The sequence below is a fragment of the Leifsonia sp. CL147 genome (genome assembly GCF_900114565.1).
Classification (GTDB): Bacteria; Actinomycetota; Actinomycetes; order Actinomycetales; family Microbacteriaceae; genus Leifsonia.
The window spans coordinates 93008-117979 of the sequence record NZ_FOTM01000012.1 but is presented as its reverse complement, the minus strand read 5'-3'; the positions used below and the strand labels follow the sequence as shown (position 1 = coordinate 117979).

The following is a 24972-nucleotide window of genomic DNA, read 5'->3' as shown; positions in this document are numbered from 1 at the left end:
CCGTCCCACCGGCCGGCCCAGGACCCGGCCCGACCGGCTCCGCGGCGACAAGGCCTACTCGTCCCGAGCGATCCGCCAGCACCTGCGCGACCGCGGCATCCAAGCGGTCATCCCGCAACCATCAGACCAGATCGGCCACCGCCTCCGCCGCGGATCCCGAGGCGGACGACCCGTCAGCTACGACCGAGACGACTACCGGGGCCGCAACGTCATCGAACGCCGCTTCGCCACACTCAAGCAATGGCGCGGCATCGCCACCCGCTACGACAAACTCGCAACCGTCTACCGATCTGCAGCAGTCCTCAACGCCGTCATCGCCTGGACCCACCAATTAGGAGACACGCCCTAGCTCCGCTCGTCCGGCTCCCACCGCCACAGCTCGCGCTGCACCAGCAGGGCGAGCTCGCGCAGCACATCCAGATCGGCGTCGCCGTCGGCCTGCTCCCGCGGGAGGCGCCCGAACACGCAGAGCGCGCCGATGCGCGTGCCGTCGGGAGCCTCCACCGGGTAGCCGGCGTAATAGCGCAGCCCGGCCGGCCCGATCACTAGGGCATTCGTGGCGAAACGCTCGTCCTCGACGGCGTTCAGGACCACCATGCCGTCGGGTGTCTGGATGGTGTGGATGCACGCCGACTGCTCGATCGGGATGTCGAAGGTCGTGCCGGTGGTCGATGCCAGTGGCCATTCCCGCACATCGTCGAGCACGGTGAACATCGCGATCTCGGTACCGAGGGTCCGCTTCGCCGTGCCGACGATGCCGTCCAGGCGCTCGTCCCCTCCCCGATTGCTCAGCTTCAGCCGCTCGATCGCGACGACCCGATCGGAGGCGGGGTTCACGGGCGTGACGCGCGCCGTCGCGTCCGCGTCGAGGGCGGGAGCCAGGACATCCACGAGCTGCCGCGCCCAGAACAGGTAGTCGGCGGGGCTCCGGTGCCGCCGCGAGTCGGTTCGCGGAGGCGCCTCCAGGGCGACGAACAGGGCGCCGGCTTCCTTGCAGATCTCCCGGGCCACTGCGTTGAGCCGTCGCGCGTGGATCTGCGCAACCTCGCCCATGGCCGAGTCGTAGGGGCGGATGGAGCGGATGGGCTGCGCGCCCAGCCAGACCACGGATCGTGGCCCGAGCGCCTGGGCGCGCTCGATCAGCCGCCGCAAGCGGGGTCCCCAGCGGCGAGGCTCGCTCAGCCGCAGGGCGTCCGGCACCGCGCCGCTCAGGACGATCGCGTCATACCGGTCGTCGCCTGTCGCCTCCAGGATACGGCCGAGGCGCCGCACGCCCGCGGACGGATGCGGCACCACGTCGACGACGGCTCCGGACCCGGTGGATGCGGCGAGCGCGCGGGCGACCCCGCCGGCAAGCCCGAGATCGTGGCTCCCGACGCCCCAGCCGGCCGCCGGTCCGGAACCGACGATCAGCACCCGCAGCGGACGACGTCCGGCGACGAACGACTGGCGCCGGCCCACCGGGCGCACCAGCCCGGCGCGGACGGCGGCGACCCGCGCCAGCCACACGCGCATCGCCACCCGGCGCAGCAGCGACAGCCGTTGGTCGTCCACCTTTCGACCGTACCGGGTCGGGCCCGCAACGACCCGAGATTCGTCACGAATGTTCATTCCGACAGGGGTGAACGCCACATTCGTCACGAATGTTCATTCCGACAGGAGTGAACGCCACATTCGTCACGAATGTTCATTCCGACAGGAGTGAACGCCACATTCGTCACGAATGTTCATTCCGACAAGGGTGAACGCCACATTCGTGACGAATGTCAGGCCCCGGCTAAGGGAGGGTGTGGCCCGCCGACGTGAACAGCCGGTACCACTCCTGCCGCGTCAGCGGGATCTCCGAGCCGGCTGCGGCGTCACGCACCCGCTGCGCGTTCGTGGTGCCGAGCACCACCTGCATGCCGGCCGGGTGCCGCGTGATCCACGCGACGGCGATCGCGGTCGGCGTGACGTCGTACTTCTCGGCCAGCTCGTCGATCACGTCGTTGAGCTCCGCGTAGTTCTCCCGGTCGCCGAGGAACACGCCGTCGAAGAAGCCCTTCTGGAACGGCGACCACGCCTGAAGCACGATGTCGTGCAGCCGGGCATAGTCGAGGATGCCGTTGTCGCGGGACACGGACTGGTCGAGTCCCGCCATGTTCGCCGCGACGCCCTGCGCGATCAGCGGAGCGTGCGTGATGCTGAGCTGCACCTGGTTCGCGACGAGCGGCTGCGACAGGGAGCGCTGCAGGAGCTCGATCTGGCCCGGCGTCTGATTGGAGACGCCGAATGCGCGAACCTTCCCCGCACTCTGCAGCTCATCGAAGGCGAGCGCGACCTCCGCCGGCTCGACAAGGGTGTCCGGGCGGTGGAGGAGCAGGAGGTCGAGGTAGTCCGTCCTGAGGGCGGCGAGGGACTCATCCACGGTATGGAGGATGTGCTCGCGGGAGAAGTCGAAGAACCCGTTCCGGATGCCGACCTTCGACTGGATGACGACCTGGTCGCGCTCCGAGGCCGGGATGGCGGCGGCGTCGCCGAAGCGACGCTCGCAGCCGTGGAGCTCCGAGCCGTAGATGTCCGCGTGGTCGAACATCGTCACGCCCTCGTCGCGGGCCGTCCGGACCAGCGTCCGGATCTGCTCGTCGTCGAGCGAGGAGATGCGCATCAGGCCGAGGACGATGTTCGACGCGGAGATGTCGGTGCGGGGGAAGGTGAACGTTTTCATGACGTCCATCTAACTCTTCGTCAACCCCTGTACGGCGCGGGATTCGGGACTACTGTCCTCAACGCTAGAGAAGGAGTTCCAGATGACCATGACGTCTGATATCCGTGGCGCTGTCGAAGACTTCGCGGAGGAGACCGGGCTGGGTCATCATCGGGGCGCCCAGCCGGGATACCTCGTCCACGCGCTCGGGCGCGACTTCCGCGTCACCGACGAGATGGCCCGGATCTTCCTGAACCAGATCGAGCGGGTGGCCGCGACGGACCCGTCGGCCCTGGTGATCCTGCGGCACCAGGCGGGACTCGAGCTGCTGCTCGTCGCGGACGACAACTCGTACTCGATCCACGCGGCCTGAGAGCCTCCGCCCGGCCGTAGGCTCGAGGCGTGGCAGACGGCAGCGACGAGGATGCGATCGCGCGCATCCATTCGGCCATCGCCGATGCCGTCGCTGAACTGAGCGCCGCCGGCGCCCGACGGGAGGCTCTCGCCGAGCTGATACCGGCACGGCGGTCTTTCCTGATCCGCCGCGAACCGGTGCTCCGCCGTATCGGCGCCGTCTGGCGGCTGGGCGTCTTCCTGCTGGAACCCGACGGCGCGCTGCGGGCGACCGGAACGCTCATCCGTGCGACACCTCCGGGCCGGCCGCAGAATCTCTCCCGGTCGGTGGAGGATCGCCGGTCGCTGCGGGCGGCGGCGCGGCGCGGGGGATTCCGCGACGGCGAGACGGTGGACTTCGACGCCCCGCGCATCCCTCTGGATGCTGCGCTGCTGCGCGACGCGGACGGCCCGCTGTTCCTGCGCGACGGCGAGGCACTGGTGCGGTGGAGTCCGGCGGCCGGCGATGCGGGCGCGCGTCCCTTCGCCGGCTACCTCTCTGAGCGGGTGGACCTGCTGGCCCACCCGCCCGAAGGGGCGTGACCGGGAGGCGCGGATGAGTTCCGTCGACTGATCGTGCTGACAGGAGCCATCTGCGGGAACGAGTGGGGGGCGCCGGCGGCTACCGGAAGGTAGCCCGCGGCGGCCTGTCCGCTCAGCTGGCGGGAGACGCGGTGGCCGAACCGTTCCCGCTCTTCCCGGTGACCTCGTCGATCTTGGCCGACGCCTTCTCGGTGACCTTGCTCACGGTCTCGCTGACGCGGTCCCCCACGTCGGCGGCGGCGCGGCCGGCGAAGTCCTTCACGTCCCCCTTCATGTGCTGCACGGTGTCGGACTCGGTGAACCCGTGCCACTTGCGGCGCAGATCCTCGTAGGCTCCGCGGCCGGCGCGCGACCCGATCACGTATCCGACAGCGACTCCTGCGGCAAAGATGATGATCTTCATGGCGTGCACCGTACGCGCGAGGGCCGGAGTGCGACAGGGGCGCAGTCGTGCGCGCAGAATGTGAGCGTGACCGATCAGTGGACGGACGTCAGTTCGGCGATCCTCGTCGAGGGCGCGAGCGACCGCGCCGCCGTCCTGACCGCGGCGCGGATCCTGGAGGTGGACCTGGCCGCAGAGGGGACCATCGTCGTGCCGATGGGCGGGGCGATGAGCGTCCGGCGGTTCGCCGCGGATCTCGGCTCGTCCGGAGCCGGCCTGCGCCTGCGTGGCCTCTGCGACGTGGCCGAGGTCCGGTTCTTCGAGCGGGCCGGCCTGCCGGCGGATGCGGTCTTCGTGTGCCGTCCGGACCTGGAGGGCGAGCTGCTCCGCGCCCTCGGACACGCCCGGGTGGAAGCGGCCCTGGAGCGGGAAGGCGACCTCCGGCTGTTCCGGATGTTCCAGCAGCAGCCGGCGCAGCGGACGCGCGCGCTGGAGCTGCAGCTTCACCGCTTCCTCGGCACCACCTCCGGCCGCAAGGAGCACTACGGGGCCGCGCTCACTGCGGCCCTCGGCCCCGGCGAGCTGCCGGACCCGCTCCGCGGCCTGCTGGCGTGGTCGCACTAGGGTGATCCGGGTGACCACTGATCCCGCCCTCCTGGAGCGGCTGCGCATCCTCTTCGACGCCCGCGACCGCGGCGACATGCAGCCCACGATCCGGGCCCTGCTCGACGTGCTCGCCGAACATCCCGACGACCCGTATGTGCTCTACGAGGTCGGCGGAGCGTACGACACGGCGGGCGACGAGCAGACCGCAGCGGGATACTACGAGCGCGCCCTCGACACCGGGCTCGAAGGCGACACCCTCCGGCGCTGCCTGCTGCAGTACGGCAGCACCCTGCGCAACCTCGACCGGTTCGACGAGTCGCTCGCCGTGCTCGACCGGGCCCTGTCGTTGTTTCCGGAGTCGGAATCCGTCCGCGTCTGGCATGCGCTGTCGTTGCACGCGGCCGGCCGCAGCGATGCCGCAGTGGCGGAGCTGATGGAGGTGGCCGCGGACAACATCCCCTCCCCGGACCTGCAGCGGTACCAGGCCGCCATCCGGGGCAACGCGGAGTACCTGCGCTCGCAGGACACGGCGCGCTGAGACGCGCTCGGCACCCGGGCGACCGTCAGCGCTGAGCCGCCGTCAGGGCGCGAGCAACGCCGCGATCACGAGAAGCGCGGGGACCGCGAAGACCGTGGTGAGCAGCACCACATCCCGGGCCAGCGGCATCCCGCGCTCGTAGCGCGCAGCGAAGTTGTAGACGTTCTGCGCGGTCGGCAGTGCTGCGAGCGCGACGGCGGCGAACAGCGTCTGACCGTGCAGTCCGAACACGAAGCGGGCGACGGCGAAGGCCAGGAGGGGCGCTACGGCGGACTTCAGGATCACCGCCGTGACGATCGGAGCCCGTCCGGTGCCCGGCCGCAGCGGACGGGAGCCGACCAGCGACATCCCGAACGCCATCAGCACGAGCGGGACGGCCGCCCCGCCCAGCAGCGCGAACGGCTGGAACACCGCATCCGGAAGCTTCAGCCCGCTCACATCGATGAGGATGCCGAGCAGCGAAGCGATGATCATCGGGTTGCGGACGGGCTGCGTCAGGATCGAGCCGACGGACACCGCTGCGCGCGTCGTCGTGTCGAGGACGGTGAGCGCGATCGGCGCGAACACGATCAGCTGGAGCAGGAGGACGGGCGCCACGAAGGACGCGCTTCCCAGCACGTAGACCGCGACCGGCAGGCCGATGTTGTTCGCGTTGACGTAACCGGCGCCGAGGGCGCCGACCGTCGTCTCGGGCGCGGGCAGACGGAAGAACAGCCGCGACAGCACGACGAACACGCCGGCCGAGACGAGCGCCGCGACGGCGGCGACCAGCAACTGCGTCGAGAACACGACCCGCAGGTCGGCATGGGCGAGTGTGACGAACAGCAGAGCCGGGTTCGTCACGAAGAACGCGATCCGGTTCAGCACGAACGGTGCCGTCGGCCCGCCGATCCGCAGCCGTGCCGCGACGTACCCGACGACGATGACGAAGGCGATGATGCCGAACCCGGTCAGTACGCCGCCCACCCGTCCACCCTAGAGGACCCGCCCCCTGCGCCCCCGCCCCCGCCTGGCGCTCCCGCCTCGCGCCCCACCGTCGAGTACACACAGACTGCACGCAAACTGCGCCCAAAGCGTGCAGTCTTCGTGTACTCGACGGTGGGGCGCGAGGCGTGGACGCGGGGGGCGCGAGGCGCGGGGGGCGCGAGGCGCGGGGGGTGGGGGCTAGCGGCGGCGGGTGACGCGGACGGCGAGCGCCACGAGGAGGGGAAGCGCGGCGGCCGCGAAGGCGGTGACCGCCACCGGCGCCGAGGGGAGGGAGCCGGTCAGGCGCGCGACGCCGATCCAGGCCAGCCCCCACGCGGACGCGATCGCGGGGGTGAAGCGCCCGCGACCCGCCAGCGCGAGGACGCATCCCACGACCGCGAGAAGCGCGAGAGCCCCCATCGCCCAGGCGTGCGGGTTCCCGCCCAGACGGAGCAGGTCGGAGGTGAGCAGCCAGGCCGCGACGTCGGCGGCCGTCGCCACGATGACCCAGCCCAGGTACAGGCCGACGACACCGTCGAGCAGGACCGCATCCACCCGGGATTCGGCCGGGTGGCGGCGAAGGACGGCGAACGCAGCGAGCAGCACCACCAGCAGCGCGGCGATGACGACGACGGACACGCCGAGCTGCCCGGCCTGAACCGAGAGGATCCATGCGGCATTGAGCAGAAGGGAGGCCAGCATCCAGAAACCGGCGCGGCGCTGGCGTTCGCGTGCCGCCTGCGAGGGCAGGGCCTGCCAGATCGCGTAGGCGATGAGTCCCGCGTAGATCACCGACCAGATGGCGAAGGCCGGCCCTCCCGGCGCGAGCAGGGTGGCATCCGGCCCGAGGGCGCCGCCCGCGACCTTCGGGATGGGCGTGCCTCCCGCCAGTCCCGAGCCCACCACGGCGCCGATCACCGCGACGACGGTCCCCGCGATCACCAGCGTCTGACGGACGCGATCGGCCGGTGCGGGCCGCGCGGCAGCGAGCGTGCTCATGTCGCGCACGGTAGCCCTGCAGGCCCCGCCGGTGAAGGGATGCGCTAGCCGGCGCCGGCCGAGGCGATGACCACCGTGGCGCCGGACTCCTCGTCCGACTCGATGCGCGCATCCAGGCCGGAGGCTGCGAAGAGCGCGGCGGAGACGGGCGCCTGCTCCTCACCGGCTTCGATCAGGATGGTCCCGCCGGGCGCGAGCCACGCGGAGGCCTCCGCGGCGATGCGGCGGTGGAACTCCAGCCCGTCCGCTCCTCCGTCGAGCGCTGTGGCCGGCTCGTGGTCGCGCGCCTCGGGTGGCATCAGGGCGATGGCCTCCGTCGGGACGTACGGGGCGTTCACGGCCAGCACATCCACTCGATGCCGCAGTCCGACCGGCAGCGCGGCGAAGAGGTCGCCCTCGAAGACCCGGTCGGCCGGAAGGTTCCGCCGGGCGCAGGCGACCGCGAGAGGATCGACGTCCGCCGCATACACGTCGGCCGTCGGCACCCGGGCGGCCACAACCGCGCCGATCGCGCCGACGCCGCAGCACAGGTCCACGACCACCGGCCGGCCGGGACGGCGAGCAGCGCGAGCGGCGAGCGCGGCAGCCCGCCCGGCGAGCAGTTCGGTGCGCCGCCTCGGGACGAACACCCCCGCATCCACGTGGATGCGCTGCCCGCAGAACTCCACCCAGCCCAGCAGCGGCTCCAGCGGCTCCCCGGCGACGCGGCGCGCGACGAGACGCTCCAGCTCGGCATCCGACGCCGCGGCCTCGGTCAGCAGGCGGGCCTCGTCCTCGGCGAAGACGCATCCCGCCGCGCGCAGGCGCCCGACGAGTCGGGGATCGGGTTCCAGCACCCGGCCATGCTAGCGGTGGTGAGGGCGGCCCCCGGCACCGGTCAGTACGGCCGCGCGACGAGCAGCCGGGCGAGGTGCGCCGCGTTGTTCGCGACCGTCGCGTTAGTGCGTGCGACCGCCTCCGGCGTCTCCTCCAGATCCTTGTAGTCCACGGAGCCCATCGCCTCGCCGTTCCAGTAGGTGCTGCCCTGCGATGGGATGCTGAAGCCCACGTCGTTGAGCGCCTGGAACACGTCCGCGACGATCCCGTGCGCCCCGTCCTCGTTGCCCACGACACCCACGACGGCCACCTTGCCCTCCACGAGCGGGCGGCCGTTCTCGTCGGTCTCCGACAGCTCGGCGTCGAGTCGCTCGAGTGCCCGCTGAGCGACCGACGAGAGGTGCCCCATCCAGGTCGGTGTGACGATGACGAGGATGTCGGAGGCGATGATCTGCTCGCGCAGGTGCGGCCACTGGTCGCCGCCGCCCTCGTCGAGGCTCACCCCCGGTTTGATGTCGTAGTCCACCAGCCGGACGGCCGTGCCGGTCACATCGTGGGTGGCCAGCTCGTCCAGCAGCTGCCGCGCGAGGAGCTGGCTGCTCGACTCGTTCGGCGAGGGCTTGAGGGTGCAGACGAGGGCGAGCGCAGTCAATGTTCGCGTGTCATCGGTCATGCCGCGAGTGAACGCGCGGACGCTCCGATCCGCAAGGTCCGATTGTGCACGGTCTTGCCCTGCGGTCTTGACCTCTCGCCCAGGTGATCGTATGGATAGGTGATGAAGCGCATCCACTACGCGAGCGGTTCCCTCCTCACCGGGGACGACATCGCCGACGTCATCGTGCGCTTCGCAGCGGCGCTTGCGCACAGCAACGGAGCCGCGGAGGTGCGCGCCCCCGTCGTCCGCGACGACGGCGGACGGGGAGAGGTGCTGCTCCTGCTGGGGCCTGCCAGCCAGATGCTCGCGGAAGCCGAGACGTACGCCGGCGGGGAACTCCGCGACGAGCCCTTCGTCGCCGAGTTCGAACACCGGATCGCGTCCCTCGGGCCGCAACGGGCCACCTTCGTCGAGAACGGCACTGAGGACCTGCCCGACGTCGACTTCGACCTGCTCTGACCTCGGCCGGTGTCTCCTCGGATGGCCGCTGCACTGTAACAACCGGGATGGCCGCGTACTATCGGGCGAGAAACGGACAAGCAGGAGCGGTTGATGCAGGTGTTCCACGTGTATATCGACGACCTCAGGTTCACCTTCGTCGACCGTGCGCCCGTGGAAGAACTCAAGGCTCGCGTCGTGAAGGCGAGCAGGAGCGACGGCGACTTCGTCTCCATCGCCCAGTCCAGCCGGCCGCCCAGCGAGATCTTCGTGACCGCCCAGACCCGCGTGCGCATCGAGACCGCCACGATCCCGCGCGATCCCGTGGCCTCCGGCTCGGCGTCCGGCGAGGACGACGACGACGCATTCTGGTTCGACTTCGACTCCCTGGCGTGACCTCCCCCGGCCCGACGGGGGCCTGACCCGGGGGCCTGACCGGGGCCTGATCGCGCCCGCCCTGCCGCGGTAACGGCCTCACGTCACCGCTTCCCCCCGGGCCTTCGACGGGGGATGCTCGTCTCATGCCGCCGACCTCGCTCTGGATCGACACCTCGCCCGCCATCCCGACCGACGCCTTCGAGTGGGACGGCCACTACGACACGATCGTCGTCGGCGCCGGCCTGACGGGCCTCGCGACCGCCCTGATGCTCGCCCGCTCCGGGATGCGCGTGCTCGTCCTCGAGGCGCGGACGGTCGGGGCGGTCACCACCGGCAACACCACCGGCAAGGTCAGCCTGCTGCAGGGCACGACGCTGTCCGGCATCCGCCGGCACGCGTCCGAGGCGGTGCTGTGCGCCTACGTCGACGGCAACGCGGCCGGGCAGGGCTGGCTGCTCGACTTCCTCGAGGAGCAGGGGGTGCCGTACCAGCTGCGGGACGCGGTCACCTATGCCACCACGCTCGACGGACTGGACCGATTGGATGCGGAACTCGCGGCGGCCCGCATCGCCGGCCTCGACGCGGTCGAGGAGCGGACCACGGAGCTGCCGTTCCCGGTCGAGGGCGCGCTGACGCTGGCGGGCCAGGCGCAGATCCATCCGATGGAGGTGCTGGCGGCACTCGCCGCGGAGTTCCGCCGGCTGGGCGGCCGGATCGTGGAGGGCGAGCGCGTCACCGATGTCTCCGCTGCGAAGCCGGCGGTGGTCACGAGCACGTCGGGCACGTCCCGGGCCGGCCAGGTCGTCCTCGCGACCGGGACGCCCATCCTGGACCGTGGACTCTACTTCGCCAAGGTGGAGCCGTCGCGCTCGTACCTCACGGCCTTCCGGGTGCCGGGCGAGCTCCCGCCGGGCATGTACCTGTCGGCGGAGTCCCCGGGCCGGTCGCTCCGTAGGGCGCCGGCGGCGGACGGCAGCGAGCTGCTCCTGGTCGGAGGCAACAGCCACCCGCCCGGACGCGCCGACTCCCCCGCCGGGAAGGTGGCCGACCTCACGTCCTGGGCCGAGCAGTTCTTCCCCGGCGCACAGCGCACGCACTGGTGGGCGGCGCAGGACTACCGGTCGGCGAACCGCATCCCCTTCGTCGGCTGGCTTCCCCGCGGACGGGGACGGGTCTACCTCGCGACCGGGTACGACAAGTGGGGCATGACCAATGCGGTCGCGGCAGCGCTCAGCCTCACCGCCGACCTGACCGGCGAGACCCTGGAGTGGGCGCGGGTGATGCATCGCCGGGTGACCCGCCCGGTCGACATCGCCTCCGGCGTCGCCATCAACGCCGGCGCCGGCAAGGCGGCAGTGACCGAATGGGCGGCCGCCGAGACGGGACCCGAGCTCGGGGACGAACCGGTCTCCGAAGGCACGGGGACGGTCGGACGCCGCGGCCGGACCCCGGTCGCCGTCTCCACCGTCGACGGGACGACGTGCGCGCTCACGGCGATCTGCAGTCACCTGGGCGGCGTGGTCCGCTGGAACGACGCCGAGCTGTCCTGGGATTGCCCGCTCCACGGGTCCCGGTTCGCACCCGACGGCACCGTGCTCGAGGGGCCCGCGACGCAGCCGCTCGCCGAGGCGCCGGGCGTGCGGGAGGAGGGAGCGGCCGAGGCCTCCGCCTGAGCGGTGGGGCGCGCGTGAGCGCTGGGCCCGCGGGATGCCCGGCCGCGCCGTCTGCTCCGGCCCGTCGCCGCATCCCCGCGTAAGCCCTAGTCAGGCCGATCGAGGCGGGGGTAGGGTCGCCGCATGAGCACTCCTGACGACGAGAGCACGCCGCGACCCGCCGAACCGTCCGGCGCCGGCGAGCCGAGCACCCCGCCGCACGCTGCCGGGCCCGCGGGGCCGGCCGAGCCGCCCGCCGCTCCGGCCGCTCCGGCCGCTCCGGCCGCTCCGGCCGCTCCAGCCCCGCCGGCCGCCGACCAGGGCTTCCCGGCCGCGCCGCCGCCGCCGCCCGTCGACCGGGGCTTCCCCTCGGCGCCGCCTCCGCCTCCCGTCGGCTACGGCGCACCGGCGTGGGGCGACGGCGCACCCGTCGTCGCGCCCACCGAGCCGCCGCGCACGGTCGCCATCGCGTTCTGGCTCTACATCGCCGGTGCGGTGCTCAGCGTCATCAGTGGGATCATCACGATCGTCATCGTGAGCGGTTCCCGCGACCAGTTCTTGAGCGCCTTCCAGCGGCCGGGCATCAACCTGGGGGGTGCTTCTCCGCAGCAGGCGGCGGATGCGGCGCTCGCGCTGGCCATCGTCTTCACCATCGTCACCCTGTTGTTCTGGGCGATCACGCTGGTGCTGTTCGCGTTCTTCCTGCGGCGCGGCGCCAACTGGGCGCGCATCGTCCTGACGATCCTCACCGTCCTCTCGCTGCTGAACATCATCAACGGGTACGGTGCCGGCTTCCTGGAGTTCGTGCTCGCGGTCGTCGCGGTGGTGCTGATCTGGCTGCGCCCCTCGAACGAGTACTTCGCCGCGGTGAAGGCCGCCAAGATGCCGCGCACCTGAGCCGGTCCTGACACGCGGCCGTGCCACGAGGCACGGGGGCATGCCACGGCGCCCGGCGCGTACACTCGCGGCATGGACGTGCGGGAGGTGGCCGGCGAGCTCTACGCCACCGAACCCGGCGACTTCATCGCACGGCGCAACGCCGCCGCAGCCCAGGCGGATCGCTCGACGGCGAAGCAGATCAAGGCGCTGCGCAAGCCGTCGGCCTCCGCCGCCGCGATCAACGCCCTCGTGCGTGACCAGCCGGACCTGATCGGCGACGTGCTCGAGATCGGCGCCAGGATGCGCGACGCCTTCGCCTCGCGCGACCGCGCGGAGATCCGGTCCCTCACCCAGGAGCGGCAGCGCCTGCTGCAGCGCGCCACGGAGGGTCTGGGCCTCAGCCCCGCGGTGCAGCGGGAGGTGGAGGAGACGCTGCAGGCGGCCGTGATCGACGCCGCCGCCGCAGCAGCGGTGCGCAGCGGCATGCTCGTGCGGGCGCTGGAGTCGACCGGGCTCGAGCAGGTGGATGTGACCGACGCGGTCGCGCTGCCGGTGGAGATCGAGGCCTTCCCTCCGGCCCGGGCACGCAGGCGGGCCGCACCGGAGACGCGGGCGAAGCGGGAGGAGGCTGCGGAGCCTTCGGAGTCGGGCGCGGCCGCGGAGCTATCGGAGCCCGCCGAACCGGCCGAGCCCACCGAGTCGCCGAGCGAGCGGCGGGAACGCAAGCGCCTCCTCCGCGCCGCCGAGAAAGCCGTCGAACGCGCGCACGCCGATGCGGAGGCGATCGACGACGAACTCGACGAGGCCGTGGACCGTCGCGGCGACCTCGAGGCGGAGCGCGAATCCCTGCAACGGCGGCTCCAGCGGGTCGTGGACGACCTCGCCGAGGCGCGGTCCGCCGAGCGCGACCTGCGCCGGCGGCTCTCCGAGGCCCAACGCGCCGTCCGCGAGGCCGAGAAGGACCTCCGCGACGCGCGCGAGGACTGACCCGCCCCGTCGGCCGCCCCCGCCGGCCGCCACCGCCGGCCGCCACCGCCGCGCCGCCGTCTCCACGCGGGCGACCGGCAGCTCAGCCGACCCAGCTCGCCAGCAGCTCGTCCCAGTCCGACTGGAACCGTGCGAGGCCGAACCGCTCGAGCGCCCACTCCCGCGCCCGAGCCCCCGTCTCGGCGCCGCGTCCCGGGTCGTCCACGAACGCGCGCACGGCATCGTGCAGCTCCGACACGTCGGTGGAGACCACGCCGACACCCGGGACCACGGCGCGGCGCGCGTCGGTCGCATCCAGAGCCACCACGGGGACGCCCGCGGTCATCGACTCCAGCAACGACAGCCCGAGCGATGTCCACCGGTTGGGATGGACGTAGACCCGCCGCCGTCCCACCTCGGCGAACAGTCGCGGCGCCTCCACGTCCCCGGCGGCCACGACGCGGTCGGGCGGCGCCCCCAGCGCCTGCGCGAGCCCGTCCGCCTGCATCCCGAACACGTCCACCGGTGCGATGGAGGCGAACCCGCCGAGCAGGTCGGAGCCGGTCACCCGCCAGCGGCGCACCGGCTCGTTGATGACCGCAGCTGCGCGCGGCAGCTCGCCGGTGAAGAAGTTCCCGTAGTCCACCACGCCGTGCTCGATGACCGCCGTTCGCGTCGCACCGGTGTCCCAGAAGAGCGCGTTGAAATGGGTCACGTGCGCGATCAGGAGGTCGCGCCGATCCGCGAGGGGATGCCGCGAGTCCGGCACGCCCTGCTTCGGCGTGTTGTGCTCGACGAACACGACGGGGACGTCGATGCCGGGTGTGCGTCCGGTCAGCCGCTCGACCAGGTCGAACTCCTCCAGCCGTTGCAGCACGACCGCGTCGAACGGCGTCTCCGCCAGCTGCTTCTCGGGCACATCCACCACGTTCGCCGGCCAGTCGCGGTCGCCCACCCCGCCCTCGCCGGCCGCATTCACGGGCAGCAGGTAGGTGTGGCGACCCCGCACGAACGCATCCATCCAGCCGCCGTGCACCTGCCAGACGAGCAGCCGCAGAGCACGGCTCACAGTTGCGCCCCGGCGCCGTGGTGACCCCCCACCTCCAGCGGGCCGGTCTGCGGCGCCGGGCCCCCGTCGTCCTGGCCCGCGGTGACGCCGGCGTGCGTGTGACCGGCCACGCCGTGCGCCGCGGTGTGCGGCTCCTTCCGCGGGCACAGCTTGCCGCAGTACGGGCAGATGTAGCCCTCGCCGAAGCGTGCCTCGCCGTCGAGGCGGTACTCCAGAACGTCCCCGTCGCCCTCCCCGTGCAGTGCGAACTCCACGAACGCCGGCCGCTGGAGGGAGGGGATCGGCACGCGCATCCGTCCGAAGGGGCGGCCGTCGTCGTCCAGCGGCACCCACAGCTTCTCGGGCTTCGGACCGAAGATCGACCCCGCCTTGTCGACGCGCGCAGGACGGTGATCGCCGCGGACATGGAGGATGTGGCCGTCGCGCAGCATGTCGCGCGGCATGGCCTGGTACAGCTCGGCGACACCGTAGGCGATCGCGCCGCGCCGGAGCCGCGAGAACCCCTCCTCGGTGTCGTCGCCCATCACGACGAACGGCGGCGCCTCCGGGCGGCGCAGGACGATCGCCGTTCCGCCCGACGGGGTGTCGGAGATGAGCTGGAGGATCGCGGTGCCCTCGAGCAGGGTGCGCTCAGGCATGCGCCACCGACACCTGCTCCGCCTCGCGGCGGCCGAGGACCGCGTCGAATCGCTCCGCCCAGAGGCGGTCCGCCTGCTCGATGAGGCACTCCGCCAGGCGGCCGACCACGTGGACGTCCGCGACGAGGACGTCGCCCTCCGGGCCGTGGCCGACCTCCCGTCCGCGCAGCAGCCAGGCGAACCGTTCGGGTGCGACGCCCTCCCGCGGTGCGTGACGCGGTGCGGGCAGGCGGGTGAGCTGCCGGGCGATCCACTCGGCGCGCGGCAGCGTCCACCACGATTCGGGATCGAGTGGATGCGCCGGCAGCCCGGGCAGCGGCAGCCCGCTCTCGGCGTCGGCCGGCCCCGCCTCGAGGTCGGCCGCAAAACCGGCCGAGAAGCGGACGTAGACACCAGGACCGCCGTCGTCGAGCAGCCGCTCGATCTCAGCGAGCCGATAGAGCATGGGATCCTCCTCCCGGATCGGCGTCCCCGAGGTCGGGGATGCGGTAGCGGCACTCCATCCGGGTGCGCGAGACCAGCTCGTACTCGTGCCACGAGGGCCGGTCGAGGGACGGCACCGGGACGCGGATGCGCGCGGATGCCTCCCCGTCCTCGTCGAGCGGGACGAGCACGATGATGTCGGACGCTCCGAACACCGACGCCGAGTAGGCGAAGCGAGCGTGGGCATAGCGGTCGGAGGTCACGATGAGCGCCGGCTCCGACTCGGCGGGGATGTCGTCCCGGGGCTGCTCCCGGTAGGGCTCCGCGAGTCCGTGGATGGCAACGCCCCGGCGCATCCGCACGAACAGCTCCCGGCCGCCGAAGACATCCAGACGCAGGGACGACGGGACGGCGCCCTCCACCAGCACGGCGACCGGCGTGTGTGCGCGCCGCGGCAGCATCATCAGCACGGCGCTCGCCGTCATATCGCCCATGCAAGCAAAGCTATGTCGGTACTGAGGAGGAAGGCACGGGCTTGACGCGATGCGCAGGACGTGCGGTGCGTGCAGCGCGGTGGGCGTGGAGCGCGCGACGGGCGGTGCGCGGGGTGTGCGCGTGGCCGTGCGCGACGGGCGGTGCGCGCCTCCCTTCGGTGCACTCCCTACCCGAGGTGCCGTGCCAGCTCGTCCTCCGGCATGACGACCATCCCGCCCGTGCGCTGCGAGGTGTGCATCAGGGCTTCGAGCCACTGCGGGTTGATCGCGGGCGGACGGCTGCCGCTGAACTGGAAGGCGAGGGGCACCTCGCGGCTGATCCAGAGGGAGACGCGCCCCGAGCCCTGCTCCACGGGAACATCCCAGTTCAGCAGGAAACTCTCGTGACGGCGGAGCTTGGCGACGATGGCGAGCTTGACGTGGCTGAGCACGCGGTCATCGAGGTCGTACTCCTGTCCCGCTCCGTAGACGAGTTTTCCCATGTCCACATAGTGCCTCACCCGAAGCACCGGGTTCCTCTCCCGTCATGGGGATTGACACGGAACCCGTTTCATGGTCGTCCGATGCTCAGGATCTGCCCTGCTTCGCGCAGCCGCGCGGTGAGCTCGCCGATCGGCACGTCCTGGACGGCGACTCCAGAAGCCGCGGCGAGCGCGGCAGCCGCCCCGGCCGCCTGGCCCAGCATCAGGTACTGCGGTTCCATGCGCACGGACGCGAAAGCCACCGCCGACGCCGACAGGCAGACGGGGACCAGCAGGTTGGCAGCGTGCTCCCGCTGCGGCAGGAGCGCCGGGTACGGGATGCCGTACACGGGCACCGGCACCGACAGGTACCCTTCCGTGAAGATCGTGCCGATCGGCCGCGGATGCTCGTACACCCACCTCCACACGCGCTGCACCTCCCGGATATCGATGTGATAGGAGCCGAGGGCGACGGTGTCGCCGGGGATGGACCCGGCCAGCAGATCATGCTCGGTGAGGATGCGCTCGCCGACCATGCGCCGCGCCTCGCGCACGTACAGCTGGTGCGGAAGGTGACCGGTATCGGCGAACTCGCCCGGCGGGAGTCCCCACCGCGACAGCTCCCGGCGGACCGCCGCCGGGACGGCGGGGTCGTGGGACAGGAAGTACAGGAACCCGCGCGTGTGATCCACGTGGTGGCGCCGGAGCTCGGCGCGGCGCTCGGGCGATGCGTCCGGATACTCCCAGGCCGATCCGTCCAGCACGCTCAGGGACACGGGGCCGAGGGAGTTGCCGTCCGCCATGCCGCCGGGCAGGTTGGGCTCGAGGCCGATCATCCAGCCGGCCGGGCGCTCGACGCCTTCGCGCTCGTCGCGTGCGAACAGTCGCCGCCCGAGCTCCCAGTACTCCTCGTCGTAGCCGTCGGGACGCTCGAACGGGATGCGGTCCGGCGCCGTGGTCAGGCACACCCGGAACCCGTACGACATCACGCCGCCGTCGCCCTCGCCGAGTCCGGCGAGCGGCGCATCGTGCAGCTGCGCCAGGATCGGGCCCTCGGTCAGCCCCGTGGGATCGTTCGCGAACGGAGACACCCACGGCGGCATGTTGTGCATTCCGGGAAGCAGTTCCTGCCGGCCCGCGAACCGCTCGCCATGGAGGCTGCGGTCCTCCCGCCCCACCCGGTACGGAACGCCCGCCGCAGCGAGGAGGTCGCCCTCGTAGCTCGCGTCGACGAAGACGGCGGCCTCGATGCGCTCGGCGGTCGCGACGGTGAGCGCTCGCAGGGCGCGGCCCTCGGCGGCATCGGCGGTCTCGACCGCGGTGAGCCGTGCGCCGAAGAGGACGTCGACGCCCGCCTGCTCCAGCCAGCGCCGGAAGATCCCCTCCGCGACGTGGGGCTCCGGTCCCGCGTAGTGTCCGGGAGCCGTGCCGTAGTGCTCCGCGATATCCGCACGCAGCCGCGCGGCGGCACCGCCCAGCGCGCGCACATCCCCGACGTCGGTGTAGCCGAGCCCGCCGGAGGTCATCCCGCCCAGGTGGTGGCCGGGCTCCACCAGGAGCGTGGCGGCCCCCGCCTCGGCGGCCGCCACCGCTGCGGCGACCCCTGCTGACGTCGCACCGTAGACCACGACCTCGACGGACCAGCTCATGCGCGCACGTCCGCGAACTGCGGCAGCAGCTCGCCCGCGGACTCGAACAGCCCCTTCTCGAGTGCTGTCACGAGGTCCCACTGACCGACGAGTGGATGCGCGAGCAGGGCCATCCGCACCAGCCGGCGGTGACCGGTCACGGCGGCCCGTGCCGCGAGCCGTTCGTAGGCGCTGACATGCTGGATCAGCCCGAGCAGCTCCGGCTCGACCGGGTCCTGGGGAAGTGGCGCGGCGCCCGACGCATCCACCCGGCACAGCGTCTCGATCACGTCGTCGTCCGCGAGTCCACGGATCAGACCGTCGTTGCGCACGTTCACGACATGGTTGTCGCCTGTGCCCGCCACGAGCGAGGCGAGCAGCGCCGTGGCCGCCTCGCTGTAGTACGCGCCGCCGCGCGCCTCCAGCTGCGGCGGCTTGGTGTCCACCGCCGGGTCGGCGTAGAGCCGGAGGAGCTCCCGCTCGACGTCGGCCACCACGGTCGCTCGAGGCGTTGCCGCCTTCAGCTCCCGGACCGCGGCATCGTGCCTGTAGTAGTACTTGAGGTAATAGGAAGGCAGGACGCCGAGGTCCCGGATCAGTTCGCCGGTGACGCCGCCGCGCCGGCCCAGTTCGTCCGAACGCTCCGCGATCATCCCGGGCAGCACATCCACCCCGTCGACACGGATGTGGCGCACCCACGACAGGTGGTTGAGGCCGACCGGGTCCACCTCGACGCGGCGCGGCTCCACGCCCTGCTCGCGGGCGATCCAGCGCTGCACGCCGATCGCGAAGTTGCACAGGCCGATCGCTTTGTGCCCGTCGTCGAGCAGGGCCCTCGTGTTGATGCCGACGGGGTTCGTGAAGTCGACGACCCAGGCGCCCGGTGCGGCCCGCTCGCGCGCCTCCCGCGCGATGTCGAGCACCACCGGGACCGTGCGCAGCGCCTTGGCCAGCCCGCCGGCGCCGGTCGTCTCCTGACCGACGCAGTCGCACGCGAGCGGGAACAGCTCGTCCCCCAGCCGCGCCTTCTGCCCGCCGACGCGCAACTGGATGAGGACCGCGTCCGCGCCCTCGATCGCTGCCGTGCGGTCGGTGGTGAGCGTGACCGGGACGTCCGCGCCCTGCCGCGCCAGCATCCTGCGCACCATTCCGCCGACGATCTCGAGTCGCGGTCCGTCGATGTCCATCAACCAGAGCTCGTCGACCGTGAGTCGCTCGCGCTCGTTCCACAGGCCCGAGACGAGCTCGGGCGTGTAGGTGGAGCCGGCGCCGATGACCGTGATCTTCATCGGGAATCCCCTTCTTGTCGGTGGTCGGTAACCGCGTGGTCGGTGCTCGGGTGGTCGGTGCTCGCGTGGCCGGTACCCGGGTGGTGGGTTCTCGAAGCGCTCGCGCGCTCGCGCAGCGCGCGTACCAGACCGTCGACCGGGGGGAACTCGAGCGGTCGCGGCTCGAAGCCGCGCTCGCGGAGACCGGCCGACACGCTGTCGCGGAAGCCGGGGTCGGCGAAGAGTCCACCGGCCAGGATCGCGGGGGTCCCCTCGGGGACGGAAGAGCCGTCCCACGAGCGGCGGACGACCACGTCGGCCAGCAGCAGGGCTTCGCGGGCCGAGTCCGCGAGCAGCTCCATCGCCACGGGGTCGCCGTCGGCTGCGGTCCGGGCGACCGTGGCCGCGAGCGCGCCGACCTGCCGCATCGACACTGCCCCGTCCCGGATGGCCCTCCCCAGTTCGGCGGTATCGGAGGCGACGGTCTCGGCCAGAACCCGGCCGAGGAGGAGGGTGGACGGTCCGCGGCCATCCTCGGCGCGGGCCGCTGCACGGACCGCCGCCCGCCCGAGCTCGTCGCCGCCACCCGAGTCGCCGCTCAGCCAGCCGAGCGCGGGCACGGTCGCGAGTCCCTTCGGACCCCGCGCCACGGCGTTGAGACCCGCACCGCACACGATCGCGAGCGCCTCATCCAGGCCGGCGGCCGCCTCCAGCACGGCGACGGCGTCGCCGACGACGTCCACGACCGCCCGGGGGAAGAGCTCCGACAGCGCGGCACGATATCCTGCCTCGTCCCCCGGGAAATCCAGTCCGGCCACCGCTGCGGACACCGAGCCGACGCTCGCGGGGTCGGTCCCCGTCTCGCGCAGCACGGCCGAGACGGCAGAGGCCACGGCTTCCGGGCCGGCCCCGCTCCCCGGCCCGATGGCGCGGGCCCGCTCGGTCAGCTCGCCGCCCGCCTCTGCGAGCACGACGACCTCCGTCTTGGAGTTGCCTCCGTCGATCGCCACCACCAGCGCGGGCTGTATTCCTGTGTGCGTGGATCTCACCTCGGTTCCTTCCGCCGCGCCCATCCTGCCCCATTTGTGGGATCGTTTCCACCGTTCTCGGCGAGCGGCCGCCAAAGTGCTCGTTGTTGCATCCGACACGCCGCGAGCGAGTGCAACAACGAGCACCTCGGCGAGAGGGCGGCCCGCCCCCGGGGACGCGGACTTCGCGCAGGCGGACCGCTACAGCGCGCGGGGGGCGGCCGTGGAGCCGCGCGGCAGCACCTCCGCGTCGAGCACCGTCGTCTGGGGCTCGGCCATCGGATCCTGCAGCCGCTCCAGCAGGCGGTCCAGCGCGGTCTCGCCGAGCGACACGGCATCCTGCGCCACGGCCGTGATCCCGGGACTCACCATGCTCATCCACTGGGAGTCGTCGAACGAGACGACACTGACATCCTCGGGGATGCGCAGACCCAGGTCGTTCGTCGCCCGCCACACGCCCTCGGCGAGCAGGTTGTTGGCGGCGAAGATGGCGGTCGGATGGTCGCGACGGGCCAGGATGTCGATCGCCGCCTTGCGGGCGCCGTCCGCATCCCAGCCGGCGGAGATGACGAGCGAGGGATCCGCGGGGAGGCCCGATCCCTCCAGCGAGCGGCGATAGCCCGCCGCGCGCTCGCCACCCGTCGTCCACGTCGTCTCGTCGATGAAGAGGGCGATGCGGCGGTGCCCGAGGTCGATGAGGTGGTCCGTCATCCGCTTCGCGACACCGGCGTTGTCGATGATGACCCCGTCGCAGCGGCCGGCCGAGAACTGCCGGTCGGCCTCGATGACGGGGATGTGCTGGCGCATCAGGTAGGCCGAGACCTCCCCGGACAGCGGTGTCACGATCACTCCGGCCACCCGGGTCGCCACGAAGGCGCGTGCCGCATCCATCTCGGCGTCGGTCGAGCCCTGGTCGTCGACCAGCATCATCGTGTAGCCCTCGCGGCGCGAGCGGGAGGCGATCCCGGCGGCGAGGTCCGCGTAGAAGGCATTCCGCAGGTCGGAGACGAGGACGCCGATCGTGCGGCTGTCCTGCTTGCGCAGGCTGCGTGCCATGGCGTGCGGCACGTAGCCCAGGGATTCGGCGGCGGCCAGGACACGGTCCCGCACGCCGCCCGCCACGTAGCCTTCGCCGCTGAGCGCCCGCGACGTGGTGGACTGCGACACCCCGGCCGCCTGGGCGACATCTTTCAGCGTCGCGCGCCGCGGAGCGCCGTCCGCGTCGTTCTCGATCATGGCACCCTTCCCACCCACGGGCGCCGGAGCGCCGGACGCCCGGCGCATCCACCCTAACGGTCACCGCCCCCTCCCGCTGCCCAGGCCCGTGACGAGGCGGCCAACCGGGTGTACCGTTCCGGGCACAACAGGCAGTTCCCCCGCCGGCACCGCCGCACCAAGCGGCGACCGCTCCGCCCTCGCGCCGGCGACCGCGGCCCGCGCCGAAAGGCCGGGCTCGGTTGCACCGTTCGCCCGGAAGGACTTATAGTCGCAGCTATGTGGTAACGATGCCACACCGCGCCGGCGAAGGCGGGGCATGGATCGAAAGGGTGGCGATGAGGATCACCGAGCTCGGTGGCGGAGCAGAGGGAGGCCGGTGATGGCCCTCACCGATGCGTCGCGCAGCACGACCCGAACGGGCGACGACGGTGCTGCGAAGAAGAAGCGGGCCAGCAAGTACAACCGGCGCGAGGCGATCGCGGGCTACCTCTTCATCAGCCCGTGGATCATCGGCTTCCTGGTGTTCACCCTCGGCGCCATGCTGTACAGCCTCTACATCTCGTTCAGCAACTACAACCTGGCCACGAACAGCGCCAGCCCCGCCGGATTCGACAACTACTCCGAGCTGTTCAACGACCCGAAGGTCGCACTCTCGCTCAGCAACACGCTGTTCTACGCGGTCATGGCCGTGCCGCTGGAGATCATCTTCGCGCTGCTCCTCGCGCTTCTGCTCAACTGGGTGGGACGCGGCGCCGGCGTGTTCCGCACCATCTACTACCTGCCGAAGATGACGCCCGCCGTGGCGACCGCATCCATCTTCCTGCTGCTGCTCAATGGGAACACGGGGGCGATCAACCGGTTCCTCGCGATCTTCGGCATCCAGGGCCCGCAGTGGCTGATCGACCCGAACTGGGTGAAGCCGTCCATCGTCCTGATGACCCTGTGGGGCGTCAGCGGCACGATGGTCATCTTCCTCGCGGCCCTCAAGAACGTGCCACGCGACCTGTACGAGGTGGCATCGCTCGACGGCGCCGGAGCCATCCGGAAGTTCTTCACCATCACCATCCCGATGATCTCGCCGGCGATCTTCTTCAACGTGGTGGTGCTCACCATCGCCGCCCTGCAGGTGTTCGATCAGGCGTACCTGCTGTTCTGGCGGGATCAGACGAACGCCTCGCCGGACTCGTCGCTGTTCTACGGCGTCTACCTCTTCCAGCAGGCGTTCCGTCAGTTCAACTTCGGCTTCGCGGCCGCCATGGCCTGGCTGCTGTTCATCATCATCCTGCTGATCACCCTGGTCCAGGTGAAGATCAGCAACCGGCTCGTCTACTACGAAGGAGACAAGTGATGTCGTCCGCGACCCAGTCCGCTCCGGCCTCGGCCGCACTGGTGGCCACTGAGCTGGAGGCGACCCGGCCCGGCGGCGGGACGACCCCGACCGGACCCAGCCGGCCGAAGCCGGTCGGTGACCGCTGGTACAAGCCCAAGTCGATCATCGGCAAGACGCTGCTGTGGATCGTCGCGATCGGCATGGCCCTGCTGTTCATGTACCCGTTCGTCTGGCTGCTGGCAGCAAGCCTGAAGCCCCGCGAGGAGGTCTTCGACAACTCTCTCTGGCCGAACACCTTCTCGCCGCAGAACTACATCGAGGTCTGGAACCAGCTTCCCCTGCTGTCCTGGATCGGCAACAGCGTCATCATCGCGATCCTCGCTGCGGGGCTCGTCGCGATCTCCAGCTCGATCGTCGCGTTCGGGTTCGCGTACTTCAAGTTCCCCGGGCGGAAGATACTGTTCGGGCTGATTCTGGCCACGATGATGCTGCCCGGCGCCGTCACGATGGTGCCGCAGTACCTGATCTGGAAGAACCTCGGGCTCATCGGCACCTGGATACCGATGTTCGGCATGAACCTGTTCGGGTCGGCCTTCTACATCTTCCTGCAGCGCCAGTTCTTCCTGGGGCTGCCGCGGGAGCTGTTCGAGGCGGCCCGTCTCGACGGCGCGAGCTACTGGAAGCTGTTCACGAAGATCGCCATGCCGCTCAGCATCCCGTCGTTCATCATCATCTTCCTGTTCGAGTTCCAGGCCAGCTGGAACAACCTCCAGGCTGCCCTGATCTACCTGAACGCGGGAGGCGTCGACGGCTTCACGGTCCCCCTCGGCATCTCGTACGCGATGACGACCTTCAGCCCGACGAACGGCGGACACGGAGACTACCAGTACGTCATGGTCGCCGCGCTCATCGTGACGTTGCCGATGCTGCTGCTCTTCGCCTTCGGGCAGCGGTACTTCATCGAAGGGGTCGCGTCGCAGGGCCGCAAGGGCTGAGTCCGCTCGGAACCGGGCGCGGATGGACATCGTCCACCGCGCCCGGTAATGTTTAACCCCCCTAGCGACGATTTCGCATCGAGCCGGCGGGTGGGAGGACCACCTGTTCCCGACTCGAAAGGCCGCCGTGGCATCCACTTCTCCCTCTCCCTCTCCCTCGCTGTTCGCGTCACGCGACTTCCGGCTGCTGCTCGCCGGGCAGACCACGAGCCAGCTGGGCGCGCAGGTATCGGGCGTCGCCGTGCCCCTGCTCGCCGTCGTCACATTGCATGCGACAGCGCTGGAGGTCGGGATGCTCGGCGCAGCATCCACCATCGCGTTCGCCGTCCTCGGTCTTCCCGCCGGGGCCTGGGTGGACCGGGTCCGGCGGAGGCCTCTTCTGATCGCGAGCGATCTCGCCCGCGCGGCACTCCTGGCGACCATCCCGCTCGCGGCCGTGTTCGGCATCCTGTCGCTGGGCCAGCTGCTGGCGGTGTCGTTGCTCGCCGGTGTCGCCCGCGTCTTCTTCGACGTGGGGTACCGCAGCTACCTGCCATCCGTGATCGGACGGGATCGGGTGCTCGCCGGCAACTCGTCGCTCGAGTTCGTGCGTGCTTCGGGCCAGGTCGCCGGACCTGCGCTCGGCGGGGTGCTCGTCACGCTCATCGGGGCGGCGTCCGTGCTACTCGTCCAGGCCGGGACGTTCCTGGTGTCCGCCCTGTGCCTGCTCGGGATCCGGGCCCGCGAGGAGGCACCGCCGCCGTTCCCCGCCGCCCACCCGCGGCGGATGCGCGAGGAGATCGCCGAGGGCCTGGGCTTCGTCTTCCGCTCGCGGGTGCTGCGGGCGACGGCGGTCGCGAGCGCGCTGAGCAACTTCTCGTTCGCGATCGCATCCGCGGTCAACATGGTCTTCCTGTCCCGCACTCTCGGCCTGTCGCCAGCGCTGATCGGCGTGGTGATCGCCGTCGGATCGGTCACGGTCATGATCGGCGCCGCCTTCACCACGCGGCTGTCGCGCGCCGTCGGCTCCGTGCGCATCGTGTGGCTGTCGCTCGCTTTCACGGCCCCGCTGGCGCTTCTGGGGGCGTTCGCCCAGCCGGGATGGTGGACGCTGCTGATCGTCGTCGGCATCGCGGCCGGCGAGTTCGGGCAGATCGTGTACGCGATCACCCAGGTGAGCGTCCGGCAGCAGGTCTGCCCGGACCGCATGCTCGGACGCGTGAACGCCACGATGCAGGTTGTCGTGATGGGGCTGTTCCCGCTCGGCGCGATCGTCGGAGGCGTCCTCGGCGACGCCCTCGGCGCCCGCTCGACGCTCATCCTGGCGGGCGCGCTCCTGCTCCTCTGCCCCGCGCTGCTGTGGCGGGCGCTCCGCGGCGTCCGCGACGTCTCCGAGCTTCCCGGGGTCTCCGACGTCTCCGACCTCCCCGGGGCGGTCCCGCCCCGCTGACCCGCCTCCTCTGTCCGATTCCCCCGCCGAAGTGCTCGTAGTTGCGTCCGACACGCCGCGCCTGACTGCAACAACGAGCACCTCGGCGAGGGGC

At 71.4% G+C, this 24972-nt stretch carries 29 protein-coding genes; 13 read left to right on the top strand and 16 right to left on the bottom strand.

The genetic code is table 11. The features are described 5' to 3' along the window. Window positions 1-349 (top strand): transposase (locus BM287_RS11740; protein WP_139230663.1); only part of this gene is annotated, 349 nt, incomplete at its 5' end. Here the strand turns inward: BM287_RS11740 and BM287_RS11735 are convergent. Continuing rightward, the gene (locus tag BM287_RS11735; RefSeq protein ID WP_090039753.1) at window positions 346-1554 is read right to left on the bottom strand and encodes a GDSL-type esterase/lipase family protein; all 1209 of its coding nucleotides are present in this window, start codon (window positions 1552-1554) and stop codon (window positions 346-348) included. The two genes, BM287_RS11740 and BM287_RS11735, sit on opposite strands and share 4 nt — an antisense overlap. Window positions 1555-1777: 223 nt before the next feature. After that, the gene (locus BM287_RS11730) at window positions 1778-2707 is read right to left on the bottom strand and encodes an aldo/keto reductase (protein ID WP_090039777.1); all 930 of its coding nucleotides are present in this window, start codon (window positions 2705-2707) and stop codon (window positions 1778-1780) included. Between the two features lie 82 nt (window positions 2708-2789). Between BM287_RS11730 and BM287_RS11725 the strand changes: the two genes are divergently transcribed. Beyond that, window positions 2790-3059 carry a TetR family transcriptional regulator gene (locus BM287_RS11725; protein ID WP_090039751.1) on the top strand — a complete coding sequence of 90 codons (270 nt, stop codon included), beginning with the start codon at window positions 2790-2792 and terminating at the stop codon, window positions 3057-3059. A gap of 29 nt (window positions 3060-3088) precedes the next feature. Beyond that, entirely contained in the window at window positions 3089-3622 is a 534-nt protein-coding gene (locus BM287_RS11720; RefSeq protein ID WP_090039748.1) for a hypothetical protein, read from the top strand. A gap of 112 nt (window positions 3623-3734) precedes the next feature. Here BM287_RS11720 and BM287_RS11715 read toward each other — a convergent pair whose 3' ends face one another. Continuing rightward, on the bottom strand, window positions 3735-4025 hold the full coding sequence (locus BM287_RS11715; protein ID WP_090039744.1) for a hypothetical protein: 291 nt from the start codon (window positions 4023-4025) through the stop codon (window positions 3735-3737). A gap of 66 nt (window positions 4026-4091) precedes the next feature. Between BM287_RS11715 and BM287_RS11710 the strand changes: the two genes are divergently transcribed. Beyond that, a complete protein-coding gene (locus BM287_RS11710) occupies window positions 4092-4628 on the top strand; it encodes a TOPRIM nucleotidyl transferase/hydrolase domain-containing protein (protein WP_244528195.1) in 537 nt (178 codons plus the stop codon). Window positions 4629-4632: 4 nt separating this feature from the next. Further along, window positions 4633-5148 carry a tetratricopeptide repeat protein gene (locus tag BM287_RS11705; protein WP_090039775.1) on the top strand — a complete coding sequence of 172 codons (516 nt, stop codon included), beginning with the start codon at window positions 4633-4635 and terminating at the stop codon, window positions 5146-5148. Window positions 5149-5190: 42 nt separating this feature from the next. On the opposite strand, the gene BM287_RS11700 is transcribed toward BM287_RS11705, so the two are convergent. The 4 genes from BM287_RS11700 to BM287_RS11685 all read right to left on the bottom strand — a co-directional run bounded on the left by BM287_RS11700 (window position 5191) and on the right by BM287_RS11685 (window position 8602). Then, window positions 5191-6114 carry an AEC family transporter gene (locus tag BM287_RS11700; RefSeq protein ID WP_090039739.1) on the bottom strand — a complete coding sequence of 308 codons (924 nt, stop codon included), beginning with the start codon at window positions 6112-6114 and terminating at the stop codon, window positions 5191-5193. 198 nt (window positions 6115-6312) lie between these two features. Beyond that, a complete protein-coding gene (locus tag BM287_RS11695) occupies window positions 6313-7113 on the bottom strand; it encodes a tryptophan-rich sensory protein (RefSeq protein WP_090039737.1) in 801 nt (266 codons plus the stop codon). Between the two features lie 44 nt (window positions 7114-7157). Further along, a complete protein-coding gene (locus BM287_RS11690) occupies window positions 7158-7949 on the bottom strand; it encodes a putative protein N(5)-glutamine methyltransferase (protein WP_090039735.1) in 792 nt (263 codons plus the stop codon). Between the two features lie 41 nt (window positions 7950-7990). Further along, a complete protein-coding gene (locus BM287_RS11685; RefSeq protein ID WP_090039732.1) occupies window positions 7991-8602 on the bottom strand; it encodes a flavodoxin family protein in 612 nt (203 codons plus the stop codon). A 102-nt stretch (window positions 8603-8704) separates the two neighbouring features. Here BM287_RS11685 and BM287_RS11680 point away from each other — a divergent pair, with 102 nt between their 5' ends. The 5 genes from BM287_RS11680 to BM287_RS11660 all read left to right on the top strand — a co-directional run bounded on the left by BM287_RS11680 (window position 8705) and on the right by BM287_RS11660 (window position 12918). After that, complete coding sequence (locus tag BM287_RS11680; protein ID WP_090039730.1) at window positions 8705-9043, top strand: hypothetical protein; 339 nt, start codon at window positions 8705-8707, stop codon at window positions 9041-9043. Between the two features lie 93 nt (window positions 9044-9136). Then, the gene (locus BM287_RS11675; protein ID WP_090039727.1) at window positions 9137-9418 is read left to right on the top strand and encodes a hypothetical protein; all 282 of its coding nucleotides are present in this window, start codon (window positions 9137-9139) and stop codon (window positions 9416-9418) included. Window positions 9419-9543: 125 nt separating this feature from the next. Beyond that, entirely contained in the window at window positions 9544-11073 is a 1530-nt protein-coding gene (locus tag BM287_RS11670) for an FAD-dependent oxidoreductase (RefSeq protein WP_090039725.1), read from the top strand. Window positions 11074-11196: 123 nt separating this feature from the next. After that, a complete protein-coding gene (locus BM287_RS18085) occupies window positions 11197-11949 on the top strand; it encodes a hypothetical protein (protein WP_244528194.1) in 753 nt (250 codons plus the stop codon). Between the two features lie 72 nt (window positions 11950-12021). Then, entirely contained in the window at window positions 12022-12918 is an 897-nt protein-coding gene (locus tag BM287_RS11660; RefSeq protein WP_090039721.1) for a hypothetical protein, read from the top strand. Window positions 12919-13000: 82 nt separating this feature from the next. Here BM287_RS11660 and BM287_RS11655 read toward each other — a convergent pair whose 3' ends face one another. From BM287_RS11655 to BM287_RS11615, 9 genes are all read right to left on the bottom strand, one after another. Continuing rightward, window positions 13001-13966 carry a glycosyltransferase gene (locus BM287_RS11655; protein WP_090039719.1) on the bottom strand — a complete coding sequence of 322 codons (966 nt, stop codon included), beginning with the start codon at window positions 13964-13966 and terminating at the stop codon, window positions 13001-13003. Beyond that, window positions 13963-14604: a hypothetical protein gene (locus BM287_RS11650; RefSeq protein WP_090039717.1), complete on the bottom strand. Its 642-nt coding sequence runs from the start codon at window positions 14602-14604 to the stop codon at window positions 13963-13965. Before BM287_RS11650 ends, BM287_RS11655 begins: the two co-directional genes overlap by 4 nt. Continuing rightward, complete coding sequence (locus BM287_RS11645; RefSeq protein WP_090039714.1) at window positions 14597-15049, bottom strand: DUF6098 family protein; 453 nt, start codon at window positions 15047-15049, stop codon at window positions 14597-14599. Before BM287_RS11645 ends, BM287_RS11650 begins: the two co-directional genes overlap by 8 nt. Beyond that, window positions 15030-15521 carry a hypothetical protein gene (locus tag BM287_RS11640; protein WP_244528192.1) on the bottom strand — a complete coding sequence of 164 codons (492 nt, stop codon included), beginning with the start codon at window positions 15519-15521 and terminating at the stop codon, window positions 15030-15032. Before BM287_RS11640 ends, BM287_RS11645 begins: the two co-directional genes overlap by 20 nt. A 167-nt stretch (window positions 15522-15688) precedes the next feature. Beyond that, entirely contained in the window at window positions 15689-16003 is a 315-nt protein-coding gene (locus BM287_RS11635) for a DUF7882 family protein (protein WP_090039710.1), read from the bottom strand. Window positions 16004-16071: 68 nt separating this feature from the next. Beyond that, entirely contained in the window at window positions 16072-17631 is a 1560-nt protein-coding gene (locus BM287_RS11630) for an FAD-dependent oxidoreductase (protein WP_090039708.1), read from the bottom strand. Next, a complete protein-coding gene (locus BM287_RS11625) occupies window positions 17628-18899 on the bottom strand; it encodes a 6-phospho-beta-glucosidase (RefSeq protein WP_090039706.1) in 1272 nt (423 codons plus the stop codon). The genes BM287_RS11630 and BM287_RS11625 overlap by 4 nt, the downstream gene beginning before the upstream one ends. Continuing rightward, window positions 18896-19927, bottom strand: coding sequence for an N-acetylglucosamine kinase (locus tag BM287_RS11620; RefSeq protein WP_244528190.1), 1032 nt, complete (start codon window positions 19925-19927; stop codon window positions 18896-18898). Before BM287_RS11620 ends, BM287_RS11625 begins: the two co-directional genes overlap by 4 nt. A 180-nt stretch (window positions 19928-20107) precedes the next feature. Further along, on the bottom strand, window positions 20108-21142 hold the full coding sequence (locus BM287_RS11615) for a LacI family DNA-binding transcriptional regulator (RefSeq protein WP_090039701.1): 1035 nt from the start codon (window positions 21140-21142) through the stop codon (window positions 20108-20110). Between the two features lie 361 nt (window positions 21143-21503). On the opposite strand from BM287_RS11615, the gene BM287_RS11610 reads away from it, so the two are divergent. The 3 genes from BM287_RS11610 to BM287_RS11600 all read left to right on the top strand — a co-directional run bounded on the left by BM287_RS11610 (window position 21504) and on the right by BM287_RS11600 (window position 24878). Continuing rightward, window positions 21504-22472 (top strand): carbohydrate ABC transporter permease, encoded by a 969-nt coding sequence (locus tag BM287_RS11610; protein ID WP_170857528.1) that lies wholly within the window; start codon window positions 21504-21506, stop codon window positions 22470-22472. Continuing rightward, window positions 22472-23449: a carbohydrate ABC transporter permease gene (locus BM287_RS11605; protein ID WP_090039696.1), complete on the top strand. Its 978-nt coding sequence runs from the start codon at window positions 22472-22474 to the stop codon at window positions 23447-23449. Before BM287_RS11610 ends, BM287_RS11605 begins: the two co-directional genes overlap by 1 nt. 127 nt (window positions 23450-23576) lie before the next feature. Continuing rightward, window positions 23577-24878 (top strand): MFS transporter, encoded by a 1302-nt coding sequence (locus BM287_RS11600; RefSeq protein ID WP_090039694.1) that lies wholly within the window; start codon window positions 23577-23579, stop codon window positions 24876-24878. Window positions 24879-24972 lie beyond the last annotated feature (94 nt).